Source organism: Curtobacterium ammoniigenes NBRC 101786 (assembly GCF_001571045.1).
In the GTDB taxonomy this organism is placed as follows: domain Bacteria; phylum Actinomycetota; class Actinomycetes; order Actinomycetales; family Microbacteriaceae; genus Curtobacterium; species Curtobacterium ammoniigenes.
The window spans coordinates 47593-74190 of record NZ_BCSV01000005.1 but is presented as its reverse complement, the minus strand read 5'-3'; the positions used below and the strand labels follow the sequence as shown (position 1 = coordinate 74190).

Here is a 26598-nt window from a genome sequence, read left to right as displayed (position 1 = left end):
GGTCCCTGCGAACAGGGGATGCCGCCACTACGGCTGCTCACAGGAAACGGACTATCGGCACTGATCGAGTTCCCATGCTATGGAAAGGAGACGGGCCTGGCTACCGAGATCGCAGCCGCGATGGACGCGGAGAATGGGGCTCCGTCCCTCCCGTGGTCAGGACGGAGCCCCCGACGCCTAGAGTCGGCGCCGCGCGATGAGCAGGCCTCCGCCGAGCGCGATTGCGGCGAGCGCACCCGCGAACAGCAGCGGAAGGTTCTGCGGTGACCCGGTGAACGCGAGCTCGCCCCCGCTCCCGGCCGTCGTGACGGTCGGGACCGCGGACGATCGGAGGGCAGTCTGCGCGGACGCCGGCGTGATCACTGCCGGAGTGTCACCGAACGCCACACCGACCCCACCCGTCGTGGTCGAACCGATGCCACCCGTCATGGTCGAACCGGTCCCACCAGCCGTGGTCGAACCCGAACCACCCGTCGTCGTCGAACCCGTGCCGCCCGTCGTGGTCGAACCCGAACCACCGGTCGTCGTCGAACCCGTGCCGCCCGTCGTGGTCGAACCCGAACCACCGGTCGTCGTCGAACCCGAACCACCAGTCGTCGTCGAACCCGAACCACTCGGCGACGTGCTGGCCGACCCGAGCAGCGAGATGCTGTTCCCGGAGACCGTGAGCGGAATCCCGAGGATTGGCGCGATCTGGGTTCCCGATCCCGTGCCGCCCGCACCGGACGTGCTGGCGTTCTGCCCGCTTCCCGCGCCGCTGGGAGCGCTCGTCGTGTCGGCCGGCGACCCGGTGACGGCCGCAGTGCCGAGGAGCGCGAGCGCGTTCCCACCAACGCTGATCGGTGCGCTGGCCGAGGGGACGATCTGCGTGCCGGACGCGATGCTGTGCGACCCGCTCGTCGTGTCGGCCGGCGTGCCGGTGGACGCGCCGGGCTCCGTCGACCCCGTCGACGTCGTGGCCGTCGGCGATGATGGTGCGGATCCCGACGCCGGAGCGCTCGAGTGGCCAAGCACGCTGATCGCGTTGCCGGAGAGCGTCACCGGAGCAGAGACGACGGGCGCGAGCTGTGAACCGGAAGCGGTCCCGTTCGAACCGGAGGTCGAGGTCGCGGGAGCAGCCTTTGCGGGGCTCGTAGCCGGCGCAACCTGCGGTGAGGCCGCAGACGTGCCTCCCACTGCGACGGACGTGCCCGTGATGGTCACCGGCACCGAGACGACGGGGGCGACTTGCGTTCCCGATGCTGTGCCGGAGGAACCGGACGTGGACGTGCCCGAGGGAGACGCGCCCCCGCCCGGCACTGTCGATGCCGGCGTTGTCGAGATGGAAGACGGCGCCGGGGTCGTCGGGGTGGTGCTCGTGCTGGACCCGAGGACGCTCAACGCGTCTCCCGTGACGCTGAGCGGCACGCTTACCACGCCGGCCACCTGCGTTCCGGAACCGATCCCGTCAGATCCGGTGGTCGTTGCCGCGTTTGCGGCGGCAGCGCCGCCGAGCGACATTCCGCCGACGAGGAGGCCGAACCAAAGGCCTCTCGTAACCCATTTGTTCATGGAAGTACTCCTGTAATCGAGGTGTTCTCATGCCGCTGGTGCGGCAGTGCTCGTCCTGCCGTACGGGCAGGGGCGAGCGCACCTCAGTCAGGAGTGGTGTCGTGGGCGAAGACCGGGGATTCGGGAGCTAGGAACGCGAGGCGGGGGGACGCCGTCCCCACCGCGATCGACGGTGCAGTGATGCCCACAACGTCGGCGACGCCTGGTGCACCCGCGGGTCCCGCGCCGCCGTCGGGAGCTCCGGGCCCCGCGCCACCCGCCGTAGGCAGGGCTCCGCCTGTTCCGGGCGCGCTGTACGGCGGCACAAGGAATGCAGGACGACCGGTACCAATGGTTGACGCGGTTGGAGGGGCCGCATCGCGCCTCGCCGCGGGCAATTGCTGGATTGGCTGTGCGAGCAGCGGGGCCTGCGCTCCCTCGACGCCGAGGACTGGTTCGGCTGATGCTGCGTTCCTGTCACCGGAATCGGCGGATGACGCTGGCCCAGCCGAAGCGGACAATCCCACCGGCACCGTGTTCCTCGACGACGGGATTCCGCACACCCCGATGGTCAGGATCACGACGCCTGCACCGACGTCCACCGCGGGCACGCCGGGTGAGCGTTCCGCCCGCTGATCAGGCGTGCCAGCGACGCAACTCGTCGAACGACGCAGCCTGACCGCGGCGATCGGCGACCAGGCGCTCGAAGACGATGTTCGTCTGCGTCGCCGCGACCGATGGGTCCCCAGACAGCTCGTCCGCGACGAAGTCGCGGAGCTGTTCCGTGGAGGAGCAGGCGATGTGCACGAGGAAATCTTTCTCACCGGCGATGAATGAGACGTCCCGCACCACCGGAACGCGGAGGAGACGCTTCGCGAATGCGCGAAGTTCATGCCGGGCGGCGGCGTGCACCCGGACGCTCACCACCGCTTCGATCGCGAAGCCGAGTCGACTGATGTCGATGTCGGCGGAGTAGCCGCGGATCACGCCCGCCTCTTCCAACGCGCGCACGCGGGCGAGGCAGGTCGACGGGGCGATGCCGACCTCAGCGGCGAGCCGATTGTTCGGCATCCGAGCGTCGGCGGCCAGGAGCCACAGGATCCGCTCGTCGATGGCGTCGAAGCGTGGTGCCCCGGTGCCCGATCGCTGCTCCAGCGCCGTCACGAGTCTGCGTCTGCCGTTCAGTGCACAGCGCGTGCCGCCCGCGCGGCGCGCTGCTCTTTCACACGAACGTTCTCGGCCCGAACCGCCGCCTGCGTCGCCCGCTCCCGGACGAGCCATTCCGGCATGGTCTCGAGGAGCTGCTTGATCTCATCGGTTGTCAGCGGTTCGTCGACCCCTGCTCGCGCGAGCCCTGAGACCGACACGCCGAGCTTGGCAGCGACGACTGGGCGCGGGTGCGGTCCGACGCGGCGGAGGTGCTCGAGCCATTCCGGCGGATCGGTGCGAAGGGCATCGAATGCGGTGCGCGTCATCGGCGTCGACCGGAAGTCGTCAGGCGTGGCCTGGAGGAGCACGCCGAGCTTCTTGGCGGCCGTCTCCGGCTTCATCGTCTGTTCCTTCACCATGGATTAAGCGTACGGGACGATGGCGAGCGACCCGTATGGTGATTCGCATGGCTGCCGCGCTGACGATCGGATTCGTGCCGGGCGTCAGTCCGGCGAAGTGGGTGCGCACCTGGCGGGAGCGATTCCCCGAGCATGAGCTCGCGCTGCAGCCGGTCGCCGCATCGGACGTTGTCCATGCTCTCGGGAACACGGTCGACATCGCATTCGGCCGACTTCCCGTTCCGGATCGACTCAATGCGATTCCGCTCTGGACGGAGACCCCGGTCGTTGCGATGCCGAAGGACTCCGTGTTCACGGCCGCCGACACGCTGATGGTGGCGGACCTCGCGGGCGCCACCATCCTCGCGGATGCACTCGGAGCAGTCGGGGCGCCGGTGGCAACGATCCCGGATGACCTCTCCGGCCTCCTCGACCTCGTCGAAGCCGGTGCGGGTCTCGCCGTCATCCCGCAGTCGCTCTTTCGAGCCGCCAGCCGGCGATCGCTCGTCTCCCGGCCGATCGAGGGCATTCCGCCGACCCAGGTTGCGCTGATCTGGCGCACCGAAGATCACTCGGCGCTGATCGACGCGTTCATTGGGATTGTCCGCGGGCGCACGGCCAACAGCTCGCGGGGCCCGTCACCCGATGCGTCCGAGCGGGAGGCCCGTGCCGCGTCGACGAAGCGCGGCGCGTCGGGCTCGCGGTCGGGCTCCCCTGCCCAGCGGACCGGGGGCGGCGGCACCGGCCGGCGTACCGGTCGGGGCGCGAAGGGCAGCGGTCGTCCCCGTCGGAGTCGTTAGCCGATCACTGCTGCAGCCGCGCGTGACACGCGCTCCCCGCGTCGGCGTTCGGCGTCGGCGCGAGCGGCGGCGAGCACGCGGGTATCGGCGCTCGCTGCCGAGCGCGCCGCGAACGGTGGCTGCGGGTCGTACTCGAGCTGCAGTTGGATCCCCTCGGCGGCCGGTTGGCCGGCAAGCTCGGCAGCGAGCCACAGCGCCATATCGATTCCAGCGCTCACGCCGGCGGCCGTCACGACGCTGCCGTCGTCGACGACCCGCTCCCCGACAGGGTGCGCGCCGAACGCGTCGAGCATCGGCAGTGACGCCCAGTGCGTCGTCGCCCGTTTGCCGGCCAGCAGTCCCGCCGCCCCGAGGACGAACGCGCCGGTGCACACGGATGTGACCCACGTCGCCCGTTCGGCCTGTGTCCGGATGAAGTCGATGACCGCGGGGTCGAGCATGGCGTCGAACGCGCCGTCGCCGCCGGGCACGACGAGGACGTCCGCCGCCGGTACCGCCGCGAAGCAGTGCGTGGGCACGACCGAGAACCCGCAGTCCGTGGCCAGCGGCTCGAGCGACGCGGCCGCATATTGGACCGTCGCTCCGGGCACGCGGGTGAGCACCTCGGCGGGGCCGGTGAAGTCGAGTTGCGTCATGCCGGAGAAGAGCACGAACACGATCCGAACGATCGCCGGATCGTGCTCGGGCGGCATGGCCGTCGTCGGACTTGGTTCCGGTGCTGGCGCGGACGCGTCAGCAGCGATTTCCACCGTGAACGCGTCTTTCGGCGTGATCGGTCGCGCTACGGCCCGCCCAGCCGACCCGTCGTGCCCGTGTGCGCCGTCGTGCCCGCTCATGGCGAGAACCTAGTCCTGCGGACGGCCCTCGGTCCAGACCCCGGAGCTCCCGCGGCGGTGGCTGCCGACGAGGTGGGTGTCCACGATGCCGATCGCCTCCATCAGCGCGAACATCGTGGTCGGGCCGACGAATGCGAACCCGCGGGCACGTAAGCCGCGGGCGAGCGCCGTCGACTCTGGACTCGATGTCGGGATCTCGGACAGGAGGCGCGGGGCCGGTGTGGACGGGGGCCGGAACGACCAGACGAACTCGCCGAGCCCACCCTCGGCCCGCAGCGCGACCGTGGCTCGGGCGTTCACGATGGTCGCGGCGATCTTCGCGCGATTGCGGACGATACCGGCATCAGCGAGGAGACGCGCGGTGTCGTCGTCGCCGAACGATGCCACGGCCTCCGGGTCGAAGTCGGCGAACGCCGCGCGGAACGCCGGTCGCTTCGCGAGGATCGTCCGCCAGGACAGACCCGACTGGAAGGCCTCGAGACTGAGACGCTCGTACACCCCTCGCTCGTCGTGGACGGGCATGCCCCACTCGTGGTCGTAATAGTCGCGGAGGAGCGGATCGGTTGCGGCCCAAACCGGGCGAGCGAGGCCGTCTGAGCCGACGAGGAGATCCGACATGGGGCGAGCGTAGCGATGCCGTCGGACACTCCGATCGAGTGGCCGACGGCACCGCCAGGGGACGCAGCTCAGTGCTGGGGTGCGCGGCCCTCCCCCTCAGCTCGGATGTCGGCCTCATGCTCGACCTGCCCGACGATGTCCTCAGCGGGGACGGGGTTCATCCGATCCCACACGAAGAACAGGAGCCCGGCGACGAGCATCGCGATGCCCGTCCAGAGGTTGATGTGGATTCCGCCGGTCTTCGCCGGATCGCTCGAGTAATTGACGATCCCGACGATGGTGACGATGACGCCGTACAGCACGAACAGCCCACCGAGGATGCGGCGGAGGTCGAGCCGTCGTGTGGACCGGACCAGCGCCTCCTTCTCGGCGTCGGTCAGCGGCCGGGTCGGAACGTTCTCTTCAGTCATGATGCAGTGCTCCTAACGTGCCGGCTCGATCAGAGGAAGGGGAGGTACAGGACGACGCAGAGAACGAGCGCGACGGTCCCGAGGAGCGCCGGCGATCGATACCAAGCCGTGTCCGTCGCGACGGCGTCGCCGTGAAGGTCGATCTTGCCGATGCCGTACACGAGCCCGGAGAGCTCGCGCTCCGCCTTGGGCTTCGTGAACAGCGAGATCACGACGCCGACCACGAGCACCGTGACGAACGAGATGATCGCGCCGTACAGGGTCTCGGCCGTGGCCGTGGCGAAGAGCTTCGGGTTCACGAGATAGGCGATCCACGTGATCGTCGGGGTGACGATGCCGAGGATGTACGACCAGAGCGCTGCCGAGGTGGTCATGCGCTTCCACAGCAAGCCGAGAATGAACACGGCGAACAGCGGCGCGTTGAAGAACGAGAACAGCGTCTGCATGTACGTCATGATGTTCTGCGCCTGCGCTGCGATGAACGCCGTGGCGATCCCGATCAGGACACCCGCGATCGTGACCCAGCGGCCGGTGCGCAGGTAGTGGACGTCGGGCATGTTCGGCTTGATGTAGCGCTGCCAGATGTCGTAGGTGAACACGGTGTTGAAGCTCGAGACGTTCGCCGCCATGCCGGCCATGAAGCTTGCCAGGAGGCCCGTCACTGCGACCCCGAGCACACCGGTCGGCAGGTACATCTGAATCAGCTTCGGGATCGCGTCGTTGTAGGTGAGCCCGGAGTGCGGGTCGGCGAACTGGTTCCCGATGACGGCCGCTGCGATGAGTCCCGGGATCACGACGATGAACGGGATGAAGAGCTTGGGGATCGCGGCGATGAGCGGCGTTCGACGGGCAGCCGACATGTTCTTCGCCGAGAAGGCCCGCTGCACCTCGGTGAAGTTGGTGGTCCAGTAACCGAAGCTCAGCACGAAGCCGAGACCGAGGACGATGGCCAACCAGTTCGCTCCGATCGGGTTGGTGGTGTGTCCGATCGCGGTGCCCGCCCAGGTGGAGAGGTGCTCGACACCCTGCGTGTGAGCGATCGCCGACGACAGCCCATTCCACCCGCCGACCCGATGCAGACCGACGATCGTCAGCGGGATGAGCCCGGCGATGATGACGAAGAACTGCATGACCTCGTTGTAGATCGCGCTCGAGAGCCCGCCGAGGGTGATGTAGACGAGGACGAATCCGGCACTGACGATGATGGCGAGCCACTCGGGCCACCCGAGCATCGCCTCGATGACGATCGCCATCGCGTAGAGGTTGATGCCGGCGATGAGGACGTTCGACACCGCGAACGCGATCGCGTTCACGAGGTGGGGCGCCTTACCGAATCGACGGAGCATGAACTCCGGCACCGAGCGAACCTTCGACCCGTAATAGAACGGCATCATGACGAGGCCGAGAAACACCATTGCCGGTACGGCACCGATGAGGTAGTAGTGCAGCGTCGCCATTCCGATCTGCGCGCCGTTCGCCGCCATCCCGAGGATCTCGGTCGCTCCGAGGTTGGCGGAGACGAACGCGAGTCCGGTGATCCACGCGGGCATCGATCGGCCGGACAGGAAGAAGTCCATGCTCGTCCGGACCTGGCGTCGCGCCGTGAACCCGATGCCGATGACGACGGCGAAGTAGACGATGATCATCAAATAGTCGACCCAGCTCAGACTGAGTTGGATCGGATTGGCGGCTGCGGCGGAAACCATGGGCACTCCCCGTCGGTACGGTGCGTCTGCGAGACGAACGAGTCTCGGGGGACAGCGCCGCTCGTGACGGCCGCTCCCCTGCGTCAGACAGGCCCGGCGTCGTGCCGGACCCATCGGGGCACAGTACACGCAGACAGCGCGCAGCGTTTCCGCATCCACCTCACGGCTTGACGAAACACCCGCCACATTTGCTGTGCGTCCGCTCCGACTGCCAGGCGCCGCATGAGGACGGCACCGCTTCCGCACGCACGACGGGTACGGTGCGAGGGCATGCAGACGTTCTTGCCGTATCCGGACTTTGCCGAGAGCGCAGCGGCCCTCGACGCACGTCGTCTCGGCAAGCAGCGCGTCGAGACGCTGCAGGTCATGCGCGCCCTGACACTGCCCGGCTACGGCTGGCAGCACCATCCAGTGGTCACCATGTGGCGCGGATATCGACCGGCGCTCATGCGGTATCAGGACGCGATCTGCGCGGAATGGGTTGCCAGAGGCCACCCGGACACCTGCCGCGATAAGACGCTGCTCGACCTCGAGCGCGTCCCGGAGGACGCGGATGCGTACCACCGCGGCGAGATCACCATGCCGCCGTGGCTCGGCGATCCCGCAGTGCACGAGTCGCATCGATCGCGCCTGGTGCAGAAGGAGCCGAGTTTCTACCGGGACCGATTCGCGGATACGTCGGACGACCTGGCCTACGTGTGGCCGGGCGCCGCAATGCCAGACCAGGGGTGAGCGGGCGAGGGACGACCCATCGGTCCCGCCGCGGGATCAGGGGGTTCCGCACAGAGGCGGTCCCGCGGCGGGAGCCGAGGTGTGGGGCGCGGCTTCAGGGGTGAGCCGCGCCCCGAGCCGGACGACAGGATGTCCGGCGGCGCACCCGGTCGGCAGGGGGGACGAGACCGGGGGCGCACAGGGGGATCAGCGGATCCGATCTTCCTCGCGAGGGATCGGGAGCGCCGACGATGCGGATGCGGGGCGGAGCATCGGCAGCAGCACGCTGCCGATCGTGGCGAGCGCACCGATGATCGCGATGACACCGAGCGGTGCGACTCCGAGGTGGTGGGTGCCGCCGACGGCGAGCGCCAGCAGGGTCACCGGGGCCGGAAGGAACTGCACGGCGTGGACGCGGTCCACTCCGTCTCGCATGCTTCCCATTGCGTTTGCCATGTCCTCCATTGTGCCGACAAGCGCGTGTCCGCACAATGGGGGACCGGGCCCCTTTTATGGAGTAGACCGTCTATTCTACTTTTGGTGGGCCTCCCGAACGAGTGCGACGGTCTCCGCAATCGCCTCCCCCACGCCGGCAGCACTCTCCCTGGTGATCTCCGCGCCGAACGAGAAGCGAAGCGACGTGCGCGCCAGGTCATCGCCGAGACCGATCGCACGGAGCACATGCGAGACGTCTGACGAGCCGGCCGCGCAGGCGCTCCCCGCCGACGCGATGACGCCGCGCTGCTCGAGCTCGATCAGCACGGTCTCGCCGTTGGGTGCGGGAGCCGTCCGACCGTCCGGCAGTGTCGTCGAGGCAATGCAGAACGACGCGTGACCCGGGAGGCGCGCGGTGCGCGACCCGGTCAGCAGCGCGCCCGGCACACGGCGCAGCACGATGTCGATGAGGGCGTCGCGGGCAGACGCCGCTGCCGCCGACCGCTGCTCCCGGTCCGCCGCGTTGAGCGCGAGTGCGGTCGCGAGCGCCACCGTGCCGGCCGTGTCCTCGGTGCCGGAGCGGCGCCCCTGCTGGTGGCCGCCGCCATGCATGAGCGGTTCGAATGGCACCCCGTTGCGCAGCAGCAGTGCGCCGACACCGGTCGGAGCGCCGACTTTGTGACCGGAGATGCTGAGCGCGTCGACCCCGAGCTCCCGCAGGTCGACCGGGAGCCACGGCGCGGACTGCACGGCATCCGTGTGGATGCGCGCGCCGACCTCGTGCGCGACCTTCGCGAGGGCGGCGATGTCCTGGACGGTTCCGATCTCGTTGTTGGCATGCGCGATGGTGACGAGCGTCGTGTCGGCTCGGACGACCTCGCGGAGCGCTTCCGGCGTGACGACGCCGTGGCGGTCCGTGGGCACGAACGAGACGGCGAAGCCATGCAGACGCGCGAGGTAATCACAGCTCGCGAGGACCGCCTCGTGCTCCGTGGCTGCGGTGACGATGTGCCGCCCGCGTGGACGTGCGAGCGCGATCCCCTTGATCGCCGCGTTGTCTGACTCAGTGCCGCCTGCGGTCACGATCACCTCGTTCGCGCGTGCGCCGAGCGACCGACCGATCTGGGTCCGAGCATGCGCAATCGTCTGCGCGAGTTCGCGGCCGCGATCGTGGGTGGAGGCCGGATTGCCGACGTGCACCGTCAGGTACGGCCACATGGCGGCCAGCACCTCGGGTCGAATCGGCGCGCTCGCAGCGACGTCGAGATACATCTCGGCGAATCGCGACTCCTCGGTCATCCGATGAACTCGGTCATGGTCATGCGATGAGCTCGGTCATGCGATCGCGATGTCGAGCCCGAGGTCGAGCGCACGGGCCGAGTGTGTCAGCGCACCGACGGAGATGAGGTCCACGCCGGTCTCCGCGATACTCCGAACGGTGTCCAGCGAGACACCGCCGGACGCCTCGACGAGCGCGCGACCCGCGACGATCTGCACGCCTTCGCGGAGCATGTCCGGCGTGAAGTTGTCGAGCATGATCGTGTCGATGCCGGCGCCCACGACGGGCTCGATCTGGTCGATCCGGTCGACCTCGACCTCAAGATGCACGGTGTGACCGATCTGGCCGCGGGCGGCTCGAATGGCGTCCGCGATGCCGACGCCGTTCGCGGCGAGGACCGCGAGGTGGTTGTCCTTGGCGAGGACGGCATCGGAGAGTGACGTGCGGTGGTTGAAGCCACCGCCACAGCGGACTGCGTATCGCTCGAGTGCCCGAAGTCCCGGCGTGGTCTTCCGCGTGTCGACGATCCTCGCCCGCGTGCCGGACACCGCATCGACGTAGGCCGCGGTTGCGGTCGCGATGCCGCTCATCCGTTGAACCAGGTTCAGCGCGACGCGCTCTGCACGAAGCACTGCTCGCGCCGGGCCACGAACGGTGGCGAGCAGCGTTCCGGACGCGAACCGCTCGCCATCCTCGACATGTGCGATCACGTCCACCGCTCCGCACGCCGCCATCGCCGCAGCGACGACCGTCGCGCCCGCGAGGACGCCGGGTTCGCGCGCACGGAGTTCCGCGTCGGCGATCGCATTCGGCGGAAGGAACGCCTCGCTCGTGATGTCACCCCAGGGAGCGTCTTCCGCGAGTGCCATGTCGATCACGGCGCGGAGCGCGTGCTCGGGAATCGGGTGAATCATGCTGCGGCTCCTTGGCTGCGACGCACCTCGGCCGGGAAGGCCGATGCGCTCTGGACGTCGACCCGCCGCCACGCACGCGGTCGGGCCTGATTCGGGTCGGTGGCGGGGCAGTCCGTGCGGGCGTGCGCGCCGCGCGATTCCGTTCGCGATGCCGCCGCCACGATGGTGAGTCGCGCGAGATCGAGGAGGTTCTCGGTTTCGCTGGCGTCGACCGACTCTGGTACGGCGCTGACCCCTCTGCGGAGTGAACGATCGGCGCGCAGTGCCTCGATGTCGCGCAGTGCGCGCGCGAGGCCGGCTTCGTCGCGCAACAGGCCGACCCGTGCCTCCATGACGGTCTGTACTGCCTGCCGAACCGAGGGACTCGCCACAGAATCGGCGGGGAGGCGCGTCCCCGACGCGATCGAAGCGGCGCGGTCCGGTGCGACCGCCGACGGCATCGCGTCAGGAACAACCTCGACGGTCGTGGAGCCACGCACCGCAACACGCTCCGGATATGGCCGATCGATCGCATCTGCCGCGCGCGCTGCGAACACGAGCCCTTCGAGCAACGAGTTCGATGCGAGTCGATTCGCGCCATGGACCCCGGTGCAGGCGACCTCGCCGGCCGCGAACAGGCCGGGGATCGAGGTCCTGCCGTCGAGATCGGTTGCGACCCCGCCCATCGCGTAATGCGCTGCGGGCGTGACCGGCACCGCTTCGACGCGCCAGTCGAAGCCCGCGGCGCGCGTTGCCCTGGTGAGCCCCGGGAACCGACGCGTCAAGAAGCCCGGGTCGGACCGTTCCAACGCGGTCGCGTCGAGCAGCACGGGCCCGCCACGCTCGACGATCGCGGCCGCGATGGCGCGCGCGACGACGTCGCGGGGCGCGAGCTCGGCAGCCGGGTGCACCGCGGCCATGAACGGCCGTCCGGATGCGTCCAGGAGTCGCGCCCCTTCTCCGCGGACCGCCTCCGAGATCAGCGGGCCGCCGTCCACGGCGAGCCGCGTGGGGTGGAACTGCACGAACTCGAGGTCGGTCAGCACCGCTCCCGCGCGCCATGCCGCCGCTTGGCCGTCACCCGTTGCCACGACTGGGTTCGTGGTCGTGCTGTAGAGCCGGCCCGCTCCTCCGGACGCGAGGATCACGGCGTCGGCACGCTGCGCGATCGGTGTGCCGCCCGCTCCGACGAGCTGCGCGCCGACGACGGCGCCTCCGCGGATGATGAGGTCGACGAGATGTGTTCGTTCGAGGATGCGGGCGGGCGACCGGCGGACGGCGGCGGCGAGCGTCTCCTCGAGTGCGGCTCCGGTGGCGTCGCCACGAGCGTGCAGGATGCGTCGGCGGTCGTGCGCGGCTTCGAGACCGCGCGCCAGGTCGTCGCCGAACTGGGCGATGTCCGCGGAATGCGTCGAGCGGTCGAACGGGACCCCAAGTGCGAGGAGCGAACGAATCGCGTTCGGCCCGTCACCACACAGCACGTCGACAGCCGCAGGGTCGGCGAGACCGGACGCGGCGCGGAGCGTCGCCGCCGCGTGCAGCGCCGGCGCGTCGTCCGCGCCGAGCGCGACCGCGATGCCGCCCTGGGCCCACCCGGTCGACCCGTCGGTCAGGCGACCTTTCGTCACCAACGTGACGTCGTGCCTCCCGGCCAGACGGAGCGCAGCGGTCAACCCGGCCACGCCCGATCCGACGATGAGGACGTCCATCAGCGGGCGGCCGGCGCCATCGCGAGCATGCGCTCGAGCGCGACGCGGGCATCCACTTGCACCTCGTCGGGCACCACGATCTCGTTGAGCACCTCGCCGCGGACCAGCGCCTCGAGCACCCAGGCGAGGTAGCCCGGGTGGATCCGGTACATCGTGGAGCACGGACAGACGACCGGGTCCAGGCAGAAGATCGTGTGCTGCGGGAACTCGGCAGCGAGCCGCTGCACCATGTTGATCTCGGTGCCGATCGCGAAGGTCGTCGGTTCGGTTGCTGCGGCGACGGTGCGGCGGATGAGGTCGGTGCTCCCGGCGGCGTCGGCGGCGTCGACCACAGCGGCGGGGCATTCCGGATGGACGATCACACGAACTCCCGGATGAGCGGCGCGTGCCGCCTCGATCTGGTCCACGGTGAACCGGCGATGCACGGAGCAGAATCCGTGCCAGAGGATCACGCGCGCATCGCGGATAGTGTCCTCGTCGTTGCCGCCGAGCGCCGCGTTCGGGTTCCAGAGCGGCATCCGATCGTCGGTGATTCCCATCGCGTGCGCCGTGTTCCTGCCGAGGTGCTGATCGGGGAAGAACAGCACCCGCTGACCGCGCTCGAACGCCCACTCGAGCACTTCGCGCGCGTTCGACGAGGTGCAGACGATGCCACCGTGCCGACCGCAGAATGCCTTGAGATCGGCGGCGGAGTTCATGTAGGTCACCGGGATCACGGCGGCTCTGCCATCCGGAGCCGTCGGGCCGAGGACGTCGAGCAGCTGCTCCCACGCGGCCTCGACGCTGTCGATGTCGGCCATGTCCGCCATCGAGCACCCGGCGGCGAGGTTCGGCAGGATCACGTGCTGATCGGGCCGCGCAAGGATGTCTGCCGTCTCGGCCATGAAGTGCACGCCGCAGAACACGATCGCCTCAGCCTCGGGCCTCGTGGTCGCGGCCTTGGCCAGCTGGAATGAGTCGCCGAGGAAATCAGCGTGCTCGACGACTTCGTCGCGCTGGTAGAAGTGGCCGAGGATCACGACCCGGTCCCCGAGCGCCCGTTTGGCGGCGATGACACGGTCGCGCAGTTCGTCGGCGGAGGCACGTCGATACTCCTCAGGAATCCCGCCTTGTCGCGGTGCACCGGTCGGGATCCGATCGGACATGGAGGCGCCGGGACCGTATCCGGGGGCGGCGTCGATGTCCCAGGTGGGCTGCGCGAGCGACGGCGTGCACACGCCTCCTGCGGCCCGGCCGTTCGAGATGAGTTCAATGGTGGTTGCGACGGACATGGTGCTCCTAACGAGGGGAGAGCGGGCCGTTGTCGGCAAAGCCGAGTGCGGGGTTGGTTCGATACAGACGGGCTGGGCGGTGGCGGCCGCCGGTGCTCATCGCGTCGGTCGGGAGGACCTGGTCGGTTCCGGCGATCTGCCGCCGGAAGTTCGCAGGGTCGAGTGGACGGCCGAGCACCGCTTCGTGCGCGGCACGCAGCTCGGCAAGAGTGAAGCGCTCCGGGAGGAAGCCCTGCGCGATCCGGGAGTAGGACACCTTGTTCCGGAGCCGCCAGAGTGCGTATTCGAGGATGCGGTCGTGATCGAACGCGAGCCGCGGTCGATCGTCCACGCGGAACCACCGGACGTTGAAGTCATCGGGAACCGCGATGGTCTCGCGCCCGCCCACGAGCGCCCAGTACACGATCGACACCACCCTGCTCGGCGCCCGGTCGACGTCGCCGAACGCGTAGAGCTGCTCCAGATATCGCGGGCGCACGCCCGTGGTGTCGAGGAGCGAGGTCGCGGCGGACGCTTCGAGGCTTTCATCCGGGTGCACCCACCCACCGGGGAGCGCCCAGCTGTCGAGGAACGGTTCGCGCTGGCGCCGGACGAGCGGTGTTCGCAGCACGAGCGCGCCGGTCTCCGGGTCGGGATGCAGCGCGAGGATCACGGTCGACACGGCGAGGCGGATCGGTTCGTTCATCACCTCACCTTAGTGTCATCACGACTCGAACTGTTCGGGTCTGGGTGACTCTACTCGTGTTGCTTTGGCCGCGCGACCTCAGGTGCGTCATCTGCCCGAAAAGCGACGGTGACGGCGACGAAACGACCCACCCGTACAGTGGCCGCATGATGCCGATCACTCGCATGCACGCGGTCATTTCCGGGACCGTTCAGGGGGTCGGGTTTCGGTATTGGACGGCACGGAAAGCCGATGGCCTGCGGCTCGGCGGGTACGCCCGCAACCGCTTCGACGGCACGGTCGAAGTCGAGGCGGAAGGGCCGGAGGACGCGGTCGACGAGCTGATGGAGCTCCTCTGGAGCGGACCACCGACCGCGACCGTGACCGGTGTCGATATCCGAACGGTTGAACCGCACGGGGACGACGAGGCGTTCAACATCCTCCACTGACTCTTCGCCCGCCTGCGGGTAGTCTCAGACCGCACGCATCGCAGGACGGAGACCTCGTGACCGACGCCGCCCGCGCCAACCGCCTCGTCATCGGACTCCTGCTGGTGTCGACCTTCGTCGTCATCCTCAACGAGACGATCATGGGTGTGGCGCTGCCTCGGCTGATGCACGACCTGCGGATCACCGCGACGACCGGTCAATGGCTGACCGCAGGCTTCATGCTCACCATGGCGGTGGTCATCCCGGTCACCGGATTCCTCCTCCAGCGCTTCACCACCCGGACCATGTTCGTCTGGGCCATGGGCCTGTTCTCCACGGGCACGCTCATCGCCCTGCTGGCACCGGGTTTCCCGGTCCTGCTCGTCGGCAGGGTCGTCCAGGCGAGCGGTACCGCGATCATGATGCCGCTCCTCATGACCACCGTGCTCGCACTCGTGCCGCCAGCGCATCGCGGGCGCGTCATGGGGAACATCTCGATCGTGATCTCCGTCGCGCCCGCCGTCGGTCCGACGATCTCGGGGCTGATCCTCAATGCACTGCCCTGGCGGGCCATGTTCGGCCTCGTGCTGCCGATCGCACTCGCCGCACTCATCGTCGGCGCGCTGCTCGTGCGCAACATCTCGGAACCGCGCCGGATTCCGCTCGACGTGCCGAGCATCGTGCTCTCGGCCGTCGCGTTCGGCGGCGTCGTCTACGGCCTCTCGAGCATCGGCACAGCTGGCTCCGCGGGCCTTCTCCAGCCGGTGGCATCGATCGCGATCGGCGCGGTCGCGTTCGTGGTGTTCGTCCGGCGTCAACGACGGCTCGAACGTCGCGATGCCGCCTTGCTCGATCTCCGCACCTTCAGCGTCCGCAGCTTCTCGGTGTCAATGGTCGCCATGAGCATCAGCATGATAGGCATGTTCGGCACGCTGATCCTGCTGCCCATCTACCTCGAGAGCGTGCTCGGCCTCAGCGTGCTCACGGTCGGGCTCTTGCTCCTGCCGGGCGGTCTGCTGATGGGGCTGCTCTCCCCCGTCGTCGGCCGCATCTACGATCGGCGAGGTCCGCGCATCCTCGCGATTCCGGGGGCCGTACTGGTCAGCGCTGTGCTGTGGGGCCTCGCGACGGTCGGGACGCACACCACCGTCTGGTTCGTACTCGGCGCCCACATCGTGCTGAGCATCGCCCTCGCGCTGACCTTCACGCCGCTGTTCACGTCAGCTCTCGGCGGCCTCACCCCCAATCTCTATTCGCACGGCTCGGCCCTGGTCGGTGCCGGCCAGCAGCTCGCGGGAGCGGCCGGCACCGCCCTCTTCGTGACGGTCCTCGCGATCGGGACCGGCCTCGCGGCCGGGCACGGCTCCGACATCGCGAGCGCAACGGCCGCAGGCGTGCGAACCGCATTCCTGTTCGGAGCGATCATCTCGGTGGGCGGGATCGTCGCGTCGTGCTTCGTGCACCGTCCGATCGAACCGGTCAGCGCACCCGACGCCGTGGAAGCCCCGGTCCTCGCGCACTGACCCCGCCAGCGCGAGGAGGCGCAGCCGATGCTCGACGAGCAGAACTGGTCCGGAACGATCACCTATCGCGCATCGGCGATCGAACGGCCGGCCAGCGTCGAGGCTGTCCAAGACCTCGTCGCCCGCCTGCCGCGCGTGCGTGCGCTCGGCACGCGCCACTCGTTCAATGACGTTGCCGACACCGACGGCGTACTCATCGACATGACCGGCGTTCCGGCGGACCTGGTGCCGGACGCAGAGCGCAGCACGATCTCCCTCGGCGCAGGAGCGCGGTACGGCCTGATCGCTCCCGCGATCGACGCGGCCGGACTCGCGCTGCACAACATGGGCTCACTCCCGCATATCTCGATCGGCGGAGCGATCGCCACCGGCACACACGGCTCCGGCACGGCGCTCGGATCGCTGTCGACGGCGGTGACCGCGATGGAGTTCGTCGACGCCTCCGGCTCGATCCGACGCACCGCCGCGGGCGACGCATCATTTCCCGGTCTCGTGCTCCACCTGGGCCGTGTCGGCGTGGTCACGCGCGTCACCCTCGCCGCAGAACCGAGCTACGAGATGCGACAGGACCGATTCGGTCCGATCCCTTGGTCGACGTTCCTCGCGAACATCGCGTCCGTGTTCGACGCGGCGACGAGCGTGTGCTGCTTCACCGGCTGGGATGGCCAGGTCCGGGAGACGCTGCTGAAGTCGCGCATCCCGACGGACGGGCCGTCTCTCGTCGTGCCCGACGCGCTGCTCGGCGCACCGCGTCTGCCGCCCACACCCGCAAGCGAGCATCGGACCGCCGTCGACGGCACTGCGGGGCCCTGGTGGGACCGCCTCCCGCATTTCCCGATCACCGGGACGCCATCGGTCGGGAGCGAGGTGCAGAGCGAGCACTTCGTGCCGCTGCGCTTCGCCGCGGACGCGCTCGACGCGCTGATGTCACTGCACGAGCGGATCCGGCCGCACCTGCACGTCACCGAGCTGCGGACCATGGCGGCCGATGACCTGTGGCTGAGCCCGTCCCAGGGTGAGCCGCAGCTCTGCATCGCCTTCACGTGGAAGAAGCATCCGCAAGCGGTGCAGGCGCTCCTTCCCGATCTGGAGGCTCGACTCGCCTCGTTCGGCGGCCGACCGCACTGGGGCAAGATGAGTTCGCTCGACGGTTCGGCGATCGCGGAACTGTACCCGCGCCTCCCGGCATTCCGCGATCTGATCCGCGCGCTCGACCCGGACCAGAAATTCCGATCACCGTTCAGTGAGCGGGTCCTCGGCTGCTGAATCGCGCCAGAGCACGCTCACGGTGCGGGTATCGCCCTCCCAGAAGCGGATTGCCGCGACGGCGATCGCGTGCTGCTCACGAACGCCGACCTCCGCGAGGGCGTGGAGCGCCCTGCCGACGCCCTCGGCGGTCAGGCGGCGAGCCAGCGTCACATGCGGGACCCAGGCACCAGGCCGCGTCGTGGGAACGCCGCCCGGGAATCGCCGGGCGACGCGCTCCTGCAGGCGGGCGAGCGGCTGCGACACCACGGCGCTGTGCACGAGAATCCAGCGATCGCGCGCCGTCGGGAACACCATCAGGCCCGCGAGGTCGATGACGGCGGGTATCGCGTCGACGTCCTCCTGATCGAATGGGAGCGGCGCCAGTTCATCGCCCGCGACGAGGGTCAGATGCGGACGATTCGACGCTGCCGTATGCAGGGCGAGACTCGGCAGCCCGGCGTCGGTGAGCGCGTCCCACTCTCGGCGGATCAGCGCGTCCGATTCCCGATCGAACGTGATCTCGACGCTGCGCACCGATCAGGCCGTGAGCAGCAGCCGACTGTCGAACGGCCGCGCGGCGACGTGCGAGAACGCGGCCCAGATCGCTGACAGGTCGGCCGTGCGCTCGAAGTCCGCGGTCGCGTGATACTCACCGAGGACGAAGGCGACGAATGCTGCAGTGGTGGTCTCGTCGGCGTCGCGGGCTGCGGCAAGCGCGCGGAGCCGGCCGTCGAACGCGTCGGACACGGTGGGAATGAACATCGTCGTCTCACTCGTGATGGAACAGGGCCAGAGCATCGTCGATCGCCCCGCCGCCCGGCGCCAACCCCCAGTCCGGGAGGGATCGCCGTCAGGCCGCCCCGTGTACCGGCGAGACGCGCTCGGCCCCCGGCTCGTATCGGGCCCGCACCAGGATCGGACGGTGATCCGAGACGCCGGCAGGGAGCGTCTCGACCCCCTGAATATCGAGGCCGACGCTCGTAGCGAAGTCGAAATGGCCGGTGAATTTCCGATATCGCAGGTAGGTCGGCTGGTCCGAGAGCGAGAGCGCGAACCCGTGCTCCTCGATCTTCTTCCGCAGATTCGTCTGGAACCAGGGATAGTTGAAGTCTCCGACCATGATCGCCGGCGCGGAGCTCGACAGGTCGCGAACGAACTGATGGGCGGCCTCGATCTGCTTGCGCCGCAGGCTGTTCGTCGCGGTCAGCGGCGACGCATGAAAGGAGGCGACGATCACTTCCGCCTCGGCGGCCCGGTCCTCCAAATGCATGGCGATGAGGCGTTCGTGGGCCGGCGCGAGGACGCGGTCATGGATCGACTTGCGGAGCGAGTGGATCGTGAAGTCCTTCACGTCGAATCGATCGTCGCGTTTGTAGATGGCCAGGCCGAGCCGATTCGCTTTGGTGGAGGCGGCGAGCGAGAGCGCACCGACGGTCTCGGCGAGGTCATCGCTATCGCACTCCTGGACGCAGAGCACGTCGGCGTCGGATTCCTCGGCGAGCGCGGCGAGTTCGCTGTTTGCCGTGTGCTCGCGCAGGTTGTAGCTGACGACGCGAATCCCAGGGCGATCCGAATCGTCGGTCTGCCGCTGCGCTTCCATTCCTCGTCCCCTCAGTTTCGGGCGTCTCGGCACCGCTTGTTCGCCACGCTACCCCCGAGCGCCGCAGGGTCAGCCGAGTAGCGTCCGCAGCATGACGTACAGCCAACCAGACCCCGCCGAGGAAGCCGCAACACCCGAGGCGCCCGAGCAGCCGGACACCGATGCCGATCTCGAGGAGGCCGGCTCGTCGGAGGCGGCCCTCGAAGTCCACCCTGAGGACGTCCCGACCGGCGACGACAAACCCGGCGCCTGACGATCGAGCGCGTTCGCGGAGTCGTTCGTCAGGCTGACTGGCGACGGCGCGGCCGAACGCGCTCTCCGGCTCCGCGGCTCATGAGGATTCCCTCGAGGCACGCGGCAGCGAGGAGCGCGGCGATGACCCAGAGCGCCGCGGCGTAGGCCGCCGGCGACGCCTGGCTGCCACCGGACAGCGTGGCCGCAGCACGGAGCACCACCGCCGCGACCGCGATGCCGAACCCGGACGCGACCTGCTGGAGCGTCGAGGACAGCGTGTTCGCCGGCGTCATCGACTCCTGCGGCACGTCCGCGAACGCGAGCGTGTTGTACGCGGTGAAGCCCGTGGATCGCGCCGCGCCGCTGATCACGAGCAGCGTCGCGAGCATCCAGAACGGCGTCGTGGGCGCGACCGCGACCATGGCCACGGTCGTGACGACCGCGACCGCCGTCGAGGCGATGACCACGGACCGGTATCCGAACATCCGCAGCAGTGGGGTGGTCGCAGGCTTGATGCCGAGGTTTCCGACGAACACCCAGAGCACCGCGGTTCCGGCGCGCAGCGCGCTCCAGCCCCAGGCGTCCTGAAAGAGGAGCGGCAGGACGAACGGGATCGCCGACACGGCGCCGCGGAACAGGCTTCCGCCCGCGTGCGAGACGCGGAACGTCTCCAGACGGAAGGCCTCGAGCCCGAGGATGGGGTGCTCGGCGCGCCGGAAGTGGCGGACAGCGAGCCAGCAGGCGACCGCGCCTCCGATCCCGAAGATGAGCGTGGCGGCGATCGGGATCTGGGCGAGCGCCAAGAGCGATGCGGCAACCACGAGCCCTCCGAGACCGGCGCATGCCAGAGCCGACCCGCGCCAATCGAAGGGAACGCGCTGAGCCGCGCGCTCCTGCGGCACGAGCACGAGCGCAGTCGCAATCGCAAGCACGCCCACGGGGACGTTCACCAGGAAGATCCAGTGCCATGACAGTGCGTCGACGAGGACACCGGCAAGGAACGGGGCCACGATCGGAGCCGCGAGTGCGGGCCATGTCAGGATCGCGATCGCGCGAACCAGGTCATCTTTTCCGGTGGTGCGCAGCACCACGAGGCGGCCGACGGGCACCATGAGCGCCCCCGCCGCCCCCTGCAGAATCCGCCACCCGACGAGTTCGGGCAGCGATCCGGACGCCGCACAGAGCGCCGACGCGACAGTGAAGGCGAGGATCGCGACGACGAACACGGTCTTCGTGCCGACGCGGTCGGTCAACCATCCGCTGATCGGGACGAGCACGGCGAGCGTGACCAGATAGGCGGTCACGGTGATGCCCACCGTCGCGGACGGCACGTGAAAGCTCCGCGCGATCGCCGGGGCGGCGGTGGAGACGATCGTGCCGTCGAGCAGTTCCATGAAGAACGTGCCAGCCACGAGCGCCGCGAGCGCGGTCGCTGCGTGCTGTCGAGGCTGATCCATTGCAGTCCGTAGCTTACGGTTATCGGCAAGCTGTGACCCGGCCCTCAGCGGCGGCAGGATATCGTCACCTCGTGATGCTCGCCCCTATCGACCGCCTCGCTGGAGCGCGGTGACCGACACGAACGGTATTCGGACCAGACCGGACCGAGGCGTCGCAGCTGACCTGGGCACGCTCGCCGGTCTCGGTCGCACGCTCGGCATCCGCCGTCTGGCCGAACTCGTGCAGAGCATGCCCGGATGGGCCGCCGTGCTGAGCATCTGGGGAGCCGGCCGGGCCGTGTCGACCCTGTGGCTCGCGGCGGTGTGGCCGCTCATCGGTCGTGACCAACCGGCCGGAGCGATTCGCGGCAACGACCACGGGTTCCTGAGCTTTCTCACGAGCTGGGACGGCCAGTACTACGAGCAGATCTCCGTGCACGGATATCCCACGGTGCTGCCGATCGACGGAGCCGGCCACGTGCTGCCGAACGCATGGGCGTTCCTCCCGGCGTTCCCGTTCGTCGTTCGCATGCTGACGGCGTCGACGGGTCTGCCGTTCCAGTTCGGCGCCCCACTGGTCGCGACGGTCGCCGGTCTGCTCGCGGCGGCGCTGCTCTACCTCGTGGTGCGGGAGCGGGGCGGCCGCTCGGCGGCGCTCTGGGCCACGCTGTTCTTCTGCATCGGGCCCATCTCATTTCTCCTCGAGGTCGGCTACGCGGAGAGCATGTTCCTCGCGCTCGTATTCGGGTCGCTCCTCGCGATCCAACGACGCCAGTACGGGGTGCTCGCGATACTCGGGATCGTCGCAGCGTTCACCAGACCGGGCGGTCTCGCGATCCCGCTCACGCTCGCTGTCGTGACCCTCGTCCGGCTCCGCGATGCTCGGCGCCTCCGTGCGTCCGGAGGCCGTGTCCTCGCGCTGATCCCACCCCGCGAATGGGTCGCGATCGTGACGTCCGGCGCAGCGATGACCCTCGCCGGATTCTCCTGGCCGCTGATCGCGGCCCGCGTGACGGGGGTGTCGAGCGCATATCTCCAGACGGAGATGTCGTGGTGGGTCGGGTTCGTCGGGCGCGTGCCATTCATCCCGATGGCGCCCTGGTTCTACAACGCCGGCCGATGGCTCGGCATCGGCGGCATCCTCCTGGTGCTCATGCTCATCGCGGCGTACGTGGTCTGGCTCAGCCGACGCTCCACCCGTGAGCTCGGCGTCGTCCCGGTCACCTTCTCGGCCGCCTACGCGCTGTACATCTTCGCGGTGTCGCTGCCGATGGCGTCCACGCCGCGACTGCTCATGCCACTCGCGCCGTTGTTCGGGTCCCGAGAACTCGTGAGCCGGCCCTGGGCGCGTTGGACCATGGTCATCGGCGCGCTCGTCGGTCAGCCCGTCTGCATCGCGGTGCTCTGGCTTCTCGGCCCGCCGTAGCCCGACGCTCGAACCCACCGATGGTGTCGGCGCGACCGCCGATGGTGTCAGAGTTCGACGGTGCCGTTCGACCCGAGATCAGGCTGCGAGTGGGTCAGCGCAGCCTTGACCGTCTGGACGAGGCTCCCGACCGGACCGGCGTTCTGCGTCCAGTACTCGACCGACCGGCCGGTGACCGTCAGGAGACGAATCGACGGATCCGTCCGGCCGCCGGGGAACCAGGCTTCCGCAAACGGCGACCAGAGCTCGTCGATGACCGACTCGTCACGGGTGACGGCTGCGTGCCCGGCGATCGAGAGGTAGCCACCCTGCGACTCGATCGCGACGTTCACATTCGGGTTGGCGGCGATGTCCTGGACCTTCTCGCTGTCCGCCTGCACGAGGAATCGCAGCGTGCCCGTGAACGTCTTGTCCTGCACGGCGAGCGGTCGCGCGTGCAACTCCCCCTTCTCACTGACCGTGGTCAGGAGCGCGGTGTGAGCCCCGTGCACAATGTCGGAGATGGCGGCTCGTTCGTCGTTCTGCGTGTCGGTCATGGTGCTCCCTCCGTCGTTGCCGCTCCGTTGCGGCTCCGCTTCGACCCCTCCGACCGCTCCACGATGGGATCGTCGATGCGGCCGCGTCGAGGTCCGATTGTGCACGCGGATGCTGGACGCGGACCGGGTCAGCCGGTCACCGCGGATCGGATGATCGTCTCGACCGTGACGACCTGCGGCGTGGGCGGAAGGGATGCGAAGCCGAACCGGACCGGCGGGTCGAGCGGTGCGAGCCTCCCGAGGTCGTCGCCGAGCCATGTGCCGCGGACATCGAGCACCGCGTGCGAGCGGGTCACCCCGTAGTACTCGCGCCGACCCCCGCCGGCGGTCCCCGCGGTGCCCGCGCCGGGAACGATCCGCCGTGCAACCGGATCGATCGCGGCGAGCCATGCCGGACTGGTCGCCACGCGCCGCGGGACGACGCGCAGCAGGCGCCCGAGCGGTGTGATCGGGCCGATGCGGAACGACGCGACGAGGGGGCCCGCGTCGAGCTCGAGCGTCGACGCGGTCCGGCGGGCGTGGACGTCGACGACGCGGACGGTATCGAACCGGTATGTGCCGGACACGTATGCCGCGACCACCTCGTCCGGGGCGAGCAGGAGGCTCGTGTCGTCGGGCTTCTCGATGAACACATCGGTGAACGCGCCGAACGGCGATGACTCCCAGAGGCCGACGACGATGCGCACGCCGCTCGTGGTCCCGGCACCGAGGATGCGCCCACGGAACCGCTGCTCTTCGCGCATGCTTCCGACCGTACCCGCTGGCGCTGCGGGTCCTTCGAACGGGGCCCGCAGCCCGGCGATCCGGCTGGCGCCGGCCTATGCGACCGGAGCGGCCTCCTGCGCGGCGAGCATCTCCTGCACGAGGGACTTGACCCGCGTTCCGAAGAGCTCGATCGAGCGCATCATGTGGTCGTGCGGGAGGCGCCCGGTCGCGTACCGCATGTCGAAGCGACTCACCCCGAGCACGCGCATGTTGCGCGCGATCTTCGCCGCGACCGTTTCCGGCGACCCCACGTACAACGAGCCACCGGCCGACAGCCCGGCCCGATACTGCGCTTCGGTGAAGGGCGGCCAGCCGCGCTCCCGGCCGAGCTGGTCCGTGACGGTGCGGTGATAGGGGAAGAACGTCTCCGCCGCTTCCTCGTCCGTGGCCGCGATGAACCCGGGCGAATGCATCGCGATCGGCTGCTGCGGGAGTTCGAACTGCTCGAGCGCCTGCCGATAGAGGCGGGAGAACGGGGCGAACTGCGCGGGCTGACCTCCGATGATGGCCAGGAAGAGCGGGAGACCGTACGAGGCGGCGCGGATGACGGACTGCGGCGAGCCTCCGACGCCGATCCAGGTGGGGATCGCGCCGTGCTCGGTCGTCGGGAAGACCCGTTGGTCGGTCAGCGGGGCACGCTTCGTGCCCGACCACGTGACGGGGCCGCCCTGTCGGAGCCGCGCGAACAGATCGAGCTTCTCTTCGAACAGCACCTCGTAGTCGCTGAGGTCGTAGCCGAACAACGGGAACGACTCGGTGAACGACCCGCGGCCGAGGACGACCTCGGCGCGGCCGTTCGAGAGCGCGTCGACCGTGGCGAACCGCTCGTAGACGCGGACCGGATCGTCCGAGGAGAGCACGGTGACCGCGCTGCCGAGGTGGATGCGGTCGGTGCGTGCCGCGATTGCCGCGAGGACGACCTCCGGAGCGCTGACTGCGAAATCTGCGCGGTGGTGCTCACCGACGCCGAAGAAGTCGAGACCGACCTCGTCGGCGAGGACCGCCTGGTCGACGATGTTCCGGATGCTCTGCGCCTGCGAGAGCGGCGTTCCTGCCGCATCGTCGGTGACGTCGCCGAAGGTGTCGAGCCCGAGTTCCACGTCGCCGATCCGTTCCGGGGCTGCAGGAGGAACGTCCGCGGGACGGGTGGCGCCGATGTTGCCGAATGCACTGCTCATGATCGCTCCATTATTCATACGTTTGCATGGAAATGGAACTCGGATCCCCCGTCGGGTATTCCCAGTCAGGTCAGCAGCGGCGGCTCAGGATCGGGTCCGTCCATTCGCGTACAGTCCGAGCCATGGCGACGATTCCGGACCAGCATGGCAGGCGCATCATCATCACCGGCTCGAACAGCGGGACCGGACGGGAGGCCGCGCGACGTCTCGCTGCCGCAGGAGCCGACGTCACGATGGCGGTCCGCTCGGTCGAGAAGGGCGAGGATGCTCGGTCCGCGATCCTCGCCGAGTCGCCGAGCGCGACGATCGCCGTTCGACAGCTCGACCTCGCCGACCTCGCAAGCGTTCGAGCGTTCGCGGACGCACTGCTGACGGACGGAACGCCCGTCGACGTGCTGGTCAACAACGCGGGAGTGATGTTCCCGCCGAAACGGATCCTGACGGCCGACGGGTTCGAGCTGCAGTTCGGGACGAACTTCCTCGGGCCGTTCGCGCTGACCAACCTGCTCATGCCGCTGCTCCTTCGCGGCGACAGCCCACGCGTGGCAACGATGTCGAGTCTCGCGGCCTCGTTCGGGTCGATCCGATTCCACGATCTGCAATGGGCCCAGAGCTGGTCATCGGCACGCGCCTACGCGCAGTCGAAGCTCGCCGACCTCCTCATGGGCCAGCATCTTGCCCGACTCGCGACAGAGCGCGGACTGCCCCTGATGAGCACGATCGCGCACCCCGGGTACACGCGAACGAACCTGCAGCAGGCGGGTCGGAGCCTCGGCCGGGAGAAGCCGGTCTCCGGGAGCGGAATCGACCGCCCGCGTCCCTGGAACCAGGCCGTGGAACAGGGCACCGAACCGCTCCTGTTCGCCGCCGTCGGCCGCGGCGCGCAGAACGGCGTCTACTACGGGCCGAACGGCTTCCTCGGCCTGACCGGCCCGACGACCGTCGCCTCGGTGCCCCGCGCCGCGCGCGGGACCGACCTCGCCGCCTCGCTCTGGAGCGTCGCGGAGCGCCTCACCGGCACGAGCTTTCACACCGACTGAGCCGGCAGTGCGCGCGGATCGCTGATCGACGGACGGTCGCTCAGCGGTTCGCGACCGTGAAGATGAACGTCAGCAGCGACACCCCGCCGACGACGATCGCGATGATGCTGAGGACGAACGCTACGGTCGTGAGCGTCCAGCCCGGTGCGCCTGGGCGAAGCATGCGGCGGAGCCCGAGCGAGCGTCGGAGCGCGATCACGCCGAAAACGAATCCGAGGGTGCCGACGACGTGCGCGCCGAGCAGCACGATGGGGAGCACGATTCCCGCGATGGCGAAGCCGAGCGCTGCTCCGGGCGAGCCGGCACCCCAGCCGCCGCGACCACCCCAGCCCGACCATCCGTACGGTCGCCGCCCGTTCGGTGACCCGTAGGGGCCCGGCGCGCCGTACTGATTGGGCAGGCCGTACGGATCGGGCTGGCCTTGCTGGCCGTAGGGGCCGGGCTGCCCGTACGGATCGGGCTGGCCTTGCTGGCCGAAGGGGCCGGGCTGTCCGTAGGAGCCGGGGCCGGGCTGGCCGTACTGGCCGGGCTGGCCGTACTGTCCCGGTTGCCCATATCCGGCGGGCTGGCCGGACTGCCCCGGGTACCCGTAGGGTGCCGCCGGCCCGCGCGACTGCTGCGCCTGCAGCCACCCGTCGTAGGTGGCGCCGAGCATGCGGTCGTCACCGACGACGGCCTCCGCCTGCGCGTCGTCCACGTGCGGATAGCCGAGCTCCGCGCGCCCCTGCGGCGAGCGGAAGCGGTCGCGGAACTCGTCCTTCGAGATGGTCACGCG

The 26598-nt window shown here is 69.2% G+C and carries 30 protein-coding genes; 9 read left to right on the top strand and 21 right to left on the bottom strand.

The annotated features are described in order from the left end of the window. Positions 1–177 precede the first annotated feature (177 nt). Positions 178–429 carry a hypothetical protein gene (locus CAM01S_RS14710; protein WP_066521550.1) on the bottom strand — a complete coding sequence of 84 codons (252 nt, stop codon included), beginning with the start codon at positions 427–429 and terminating at the stop codon, positions 178–180. Here CAM01S_RS14710 and CAM01S_RS14905 point away from each other — a divergent pair. Beyond that, positions 428–1567 (top strand): hypothetical protein, encoded by a 1140-nt coding sequence (locus CAM01S_RS14905; protein ID WP_066521538.1) that lies wholly within the window; start codon positions 428–430, stop codon positions 1565–1567. The two genes, CAM01S_RS14710 and CAM01S_RS14905, sit on opposite strands and share 2 nt — an antisense overlap. A 599-nt stretch (positions 1568–2166) precedes the next feature. Here the strand turns inward: CAM01S_RS14905 and CAM01S_RS11445 are convergent. Next, positions 2167–2694: an Lrp/AsnC family transcriptional regulator gene (locus CAM01S_RS11445; RefSeq protein ID WP_066521528.1), complete on the bottom strand. Its 528-nt coding sequence runs from the start codon at positions 2692–2694 to the stop codon at positions 2167–2169. Positions 2695–2711: 17 nt separating this feature from the next. Further along, a complete protein-coding gene (locus CAM01S_RS11440) occupies positions 2712–3098 on the bottom strand; it encodes a DUF5997 family protein (RefSeq protein WP_066521522.1) in 387 nt (128 codons plus the stop codon). A 47-nt stretch (positions 3099–3145) separates the two neighbouring features. On the opposite strand from CAM01S_RS11440, the gene CAM01S_RS11435 reads away from it, so the two are divergent. Beyond that, positions 3146–3877 (top strand): LysR family substrate-binding domain-containing protein, encoded by a 732-nt coding sequence (locus CAM01S_RS11435; RefSeq protein ID WP_169795869.1) that lies wholly within the window; start codon positions 3146–3148, stop codon positions 3875–3877. On the opposite strand, the gene CAM01S_RS11430 is transcribed toward CAM01S_RS11435, so the two are convergent. The 4 genes from CAM01S_RS11430 to CAM01S_RS11415 all read right to left on the bottom strand — a co-directional run bounded on the left by CAM01S_RS11430 (position 3874) and on the right by CAM01S_RS11415 (position 7447). Then, positions 3874–4713 carry a DJ-1/PfpI family protein gene (locus CAM01S_RS11430; protein WP_217999738.1) on the bottom strand — a complete coding sequence of 280 codons (840 nt, stop codon included), beginning with the start codon at positions 4711–4713 and terminating at the stop codon, positions 3874–3876. The two genes, CAM01S_RS11435 and CAM01S_RS11430, sit on opposite strands and share 4 nt — an antisense overlap. 9 nt (positions 4714–4722) lie before the next feature. Beyond that, positions 4723–5331 (bottom strand): DNA-3-methyladenine glycosylase I, encoded by a 609-nt coding sequence (locus CAM01S_RS11425; protein ID WP_066521502.1) that lies wholly within the window; start codon positions 5329–5331, stop codon positions 4723–4725. 68 nt (positions 5332–5399) lie between these two features. Beyond that, positions 5400–5741 carry a hypothetical protein gene (locus tag CAM01S_RS11420; RefSeq protein WP_217999737.1) on the bottom strand — a complete coding sequence of 114 codons (342 nt, stop codon included), beginning with the start codon at positions 5739–5741 and terminating at the stop codon, positions 5400–5402. A gap of 29 nt (positions 5742–5770) precedes the next feature. Then, positions 5771–7447: a sodium:solute symporter family protein gene (locus CAM01S_RS11415; protein ID WP_066521498.1), complete on the bottom strand. Its 1677-nt coding sequence runs from the start codon at positions 7445–7447 to the stop codon at positions 5771–5773. Positions 7448–7717: 270 nt separating this feature from the next. Between CAM01S_RS11415 and CAM01S_RS11410 the strand changes: the two genes are divergently transcribed. Next, the gene (locus CAM01S_RS11410) at positions 7718–8179 is read left to right on the top strand and encodes an MSMEG_6728 family protein (protein WP_066521492.1); all 462 of its coding nucleotides are present in this window, start codon (positions 7718–7720) and stop codon (positions 8177–8179) included. Positions 8180–8365: 186 nt separating this feature from the next. Here CAM01S_RS11410 and CAM01S_RS11405 read toward each other — a convergent pair whose 3' ends face one another. From CAM01S_RS11405 to CAM01S_RS11380, 6 genes are all read right to left on the bottom strand, one after another. Continuing rightward, on the bottom strand, positions 8366–8614 hold the full coding sequence (locus tag CAM01S_RS11405) for a hypothetical protein (protein WP_157071544.1): 249 nt from the start codon (positions 8612–8614) through the stop codon (positions 8366–8368). Between the two features lie 75 nt (positions 8615–8689). Then, on the bottom strand, positions 8690–9892 hold the full coding sequence (locus CAM01S_RS11400) for a cysteine desulfurase family protein (RefSeq protein ID WP_245631630.1): 1203 nt from the start codon (positions 9890–9892) through the stop codon (positions 8690–8692). A 36-nt stretch (positions 9893–9928) separates the two neighbouring features. After that, positions 9929–10786 carry a carboxylating nicotinate-nucleotide diphosphorylase gene (nadC, locus tag CAM01S_RS11395; RefSeq protein ID WP_083527986.1) on the bottom strand — a complete coding sequence of 286 codons (858 nt, stop codon included), beginning with the start codon at positions 10784–10786 and terminating at the stop codon, positions 9929–9931. Next, the gene (gene nadB / locus CAM01S_RS11390; RefSeq protein WP_066521484.1) at positions 10783–12474 is read right to left on the bottom strand and encodes an L-aspartate oxidase; all 1692 of its coding nucleotides are present in this window, start codon (positions 12472–12474) and stop codon (positions 10783–10785) included. The genes nadC and nadB overlap by 4 nt, the downstream gene beginning before the upstream one ends. Then, positions 12474–13745, bottom strand: coding sequence for a quinolinate synthase NadA (gene nadA / locus CAM01S_RS11385; protein WP_066521479.1), 1272 nt, complete (start codon positions 13743–13745; stop codon positions 12474–12476). Before nadA ends, nadB begins: the two co-directional genes overlap by 1 nt. Before the next feature lie 7 nt (positions 13746–13752). Continuing rightward, positions 13753–14430, bottom strand: coding sequence for an NUDIX hydrolase (locus tag CAM01S_RS11380; RefSeq protein WP_157071543.1), 678 nt, complete (start codon positions 14428–14430; stop codon positions 13753–13755). 146 nt (positions 14431–14576) lie between these two features. Between CAM01S_RS11380 and CAM01S_RS11375 the strand changes: the two genes are divergently transcribed. The 3 genes from CAM01S_RS11375 to CAM01S_RS11365 are packed head-to-tail and all read left to right on the top strand — an operon-like array spanning position 14577 to position 17626. After that, positions 14577–14858: an acylphosphatase gene (locus tag CAM01S_RS11375; RefSeq protein ID WP_245631629.1), complete on the top strand. Its 282-nt coding sequence runs from the start codon at positions 14577–14579 to the stop codon at positions 14856–14858. Between the two features lie 56 nt (positions 14859–14914). Further along, positions 14915–16360, top strand: coding sequence for a DHA2 family efflux MFS transporter permease subunit (locus CAM01S_RS11370; protein ID WP_245631628.1), 1446 nt, complete (start codon positions 14915–14917; stop codon positions 16358–16360). Between the two features lie 27 nt (positions 16361–16387). Then, a complete protein-coding gene (locus tag CAM01S_RS11365) occupies positions 16388–17626 on the top strand; it encodes an FAD-binding protein (RefSeq protein WP_066521471.1) in 1239 nt (412 codons plus the stop codon). Here CAM01S_RS11365 and CAM01S_RS11360 read toward each other — a convergent pair. The 3 genes from CAM01S_RS11360 to CAM01S_RS11350 all read right to left on the bottom strand — a co-directional run bounded on the left by CAM01S_RS11360 (position 17594) and on the right by CAM01S_RS11350 (position 19208). Next, positions 17594–18142 carry a 2'-5' RNA ligase family protein gene (locus CAM01S_RS11360; protein ID WP_066521468.1) on the bottom strand — a complete coding sequence of 183 codons (549 nt, stop codon included), beginning with the start codon at positions 18140–18142 and terminating at the stop codon, positions 17594–17596. The two genes, CAM01S_RS11365 and CAM01S_RS11360, sit on opposite strands and share 33 nt — an antisense overlap. 3 nt (positions 18143–18145) lie before the next feature. Continuing rightward, a complete protein-coding gene (locus tag CAM01S_RS11355; protein ID WP_066521465.1) occupies positions 18146–18370 on the bottom strand; it encodes a hypothetical protein in 225 nt (74 codons plus the stop codon). Between the two features lie 88 nt (positions 18371–18458). Next, complete coding sequence (locus tag CAM01S_RS11350; RefSeq protein ID WP_174520431.1) at positions 18459–19208, bottom strand: endonuclease/exonuclease/phosphatase family protein; 750 nt, start codon at positions 19206–19208, stop codon at positions 18459–18461. 91 nt (positions 19209–19299) lie between these two features. Here CAM01S_RS11350 and CAM01S_RS14700 point away from each other — a divergent pair, with 91 nt between their 5' ends. Beyond that, a complete protein-coding gene (locus CAM01S_RS14700) occupies positions 19300–19461 on the top strand; it encodes a hypothetical protein (RefSeq protein ID WP_157071542.1) in 162 nt (53 codons plus the stop codon). Positions 19462–19489: 28 nt separating this feature from the next. On the opposite strand, the gene CAM01S_RS11345 is transcribed toward CAM01S_RS14700, so the two are convergent. Then, a complete protein-coding gene (locus tag CAM01S_RS11345; RefSeq protein ID WP_066521463.1) occupies positions 19490–20899 on the bottom strand; it encodes an MFS transporter in 1410 nt (469 codons plus the stop codon). Between the two features lie 109 nt (positions 20900–21008). Here CAM01S_RS11345 and CAM01S_RS11340 point away from each other — a divergent pair, with 109 nt between their 5' ends. Then, positions 21009–22304, top strand: coding sequence for a mannosyltransferase family protein (locus CAM01S_RS11340; protein ID WP_066521460.1), 1296 nt, complete (start codon positions 21009–21011; stop codon positions 22302–22304). Between the two features lie 47 nt (positions 22305–22351). Here the strand turns inward: CAM01S_RS11340 and CAM01S_RS11335 are convergent, their stop codons facing one another. The 3 genes from CAM01S_RS11335 to CAM01S_RS11325 all read right to left on the bottom strand — a co-directional run bounded on the left by CAM01S_RS11335 (position 22352) and on the right by CAM01S_RS11325 (position 24783). After that, the gene (locus CAM01S_RS11335; protein ID WP_066521457.1) at positions 22352–22840 is read right to left on the bottom strand and encodes a pyridoxamine 5'-phosphate oxidase family protein; all 489 of its coding nucleotides are present in this window, start codon (positions 22838–22840) and stop codon (positions 22352–22354) included. A 128-nt stretch (positions 22841–22968) separates the two neighbouring features. Continuing rightward, positions 22969–23583, bottom strand: a complete 615-nt coding sequence (locus CAM01S_RS11330) for a hypothetical protein (RefSeq protein ID WP_066521454.1) — start codon at positions 23581–23583, stop codon at positions 22969–22971. A 75-nt stretch (positions 23584–23658) separates the two neighbouring features. Beyond that, positions 23659–24783: an LLM class flavin-dependent oxidoreductase gene (locus CAM01S_RS11325; protein WP_083527985.1), complete on the bottom strand. Its 1125-nt coding sequence runs from the start codon at positions 24781–24783 to the stop codon at positions 23659–23661. 122 nt (positions 24784–24905) lie between these two features. On the opposite strand from CAM01S_RS11325, the gene CAM01S_RS11320 reads away from it, so the two are divergent. Continuing rightward, positions 24906–25823, top strand: coding sequence for an SDR family oxidoreductase (locus tag CAM01S_RS11320; protein ID WP_066521451.1), 918 nt, complete (start codon positions 24906–24908; stop codon positions 25821–25823). 40 nt (positions 25824–25863) lie between these two features. Here CAM01S_RS11320 and CAM01S_RS14965 read toward each other — a convergent pair whose 3' ends face one another. After that, the gene (locus CAM01S_RS14965; protein ID WP_066521448.1) at positions 25864–26595 is read right to left on the bottom strand and encodes a collagen-like domain-containing protein; all 732 of its coding nucleotides are present in this window, start codon (positions 26593–26595) and stop codon (positions 25864–25866) included. Between the last annotated feature and the right edge of the window lie 3 nt (positions 26596–26598).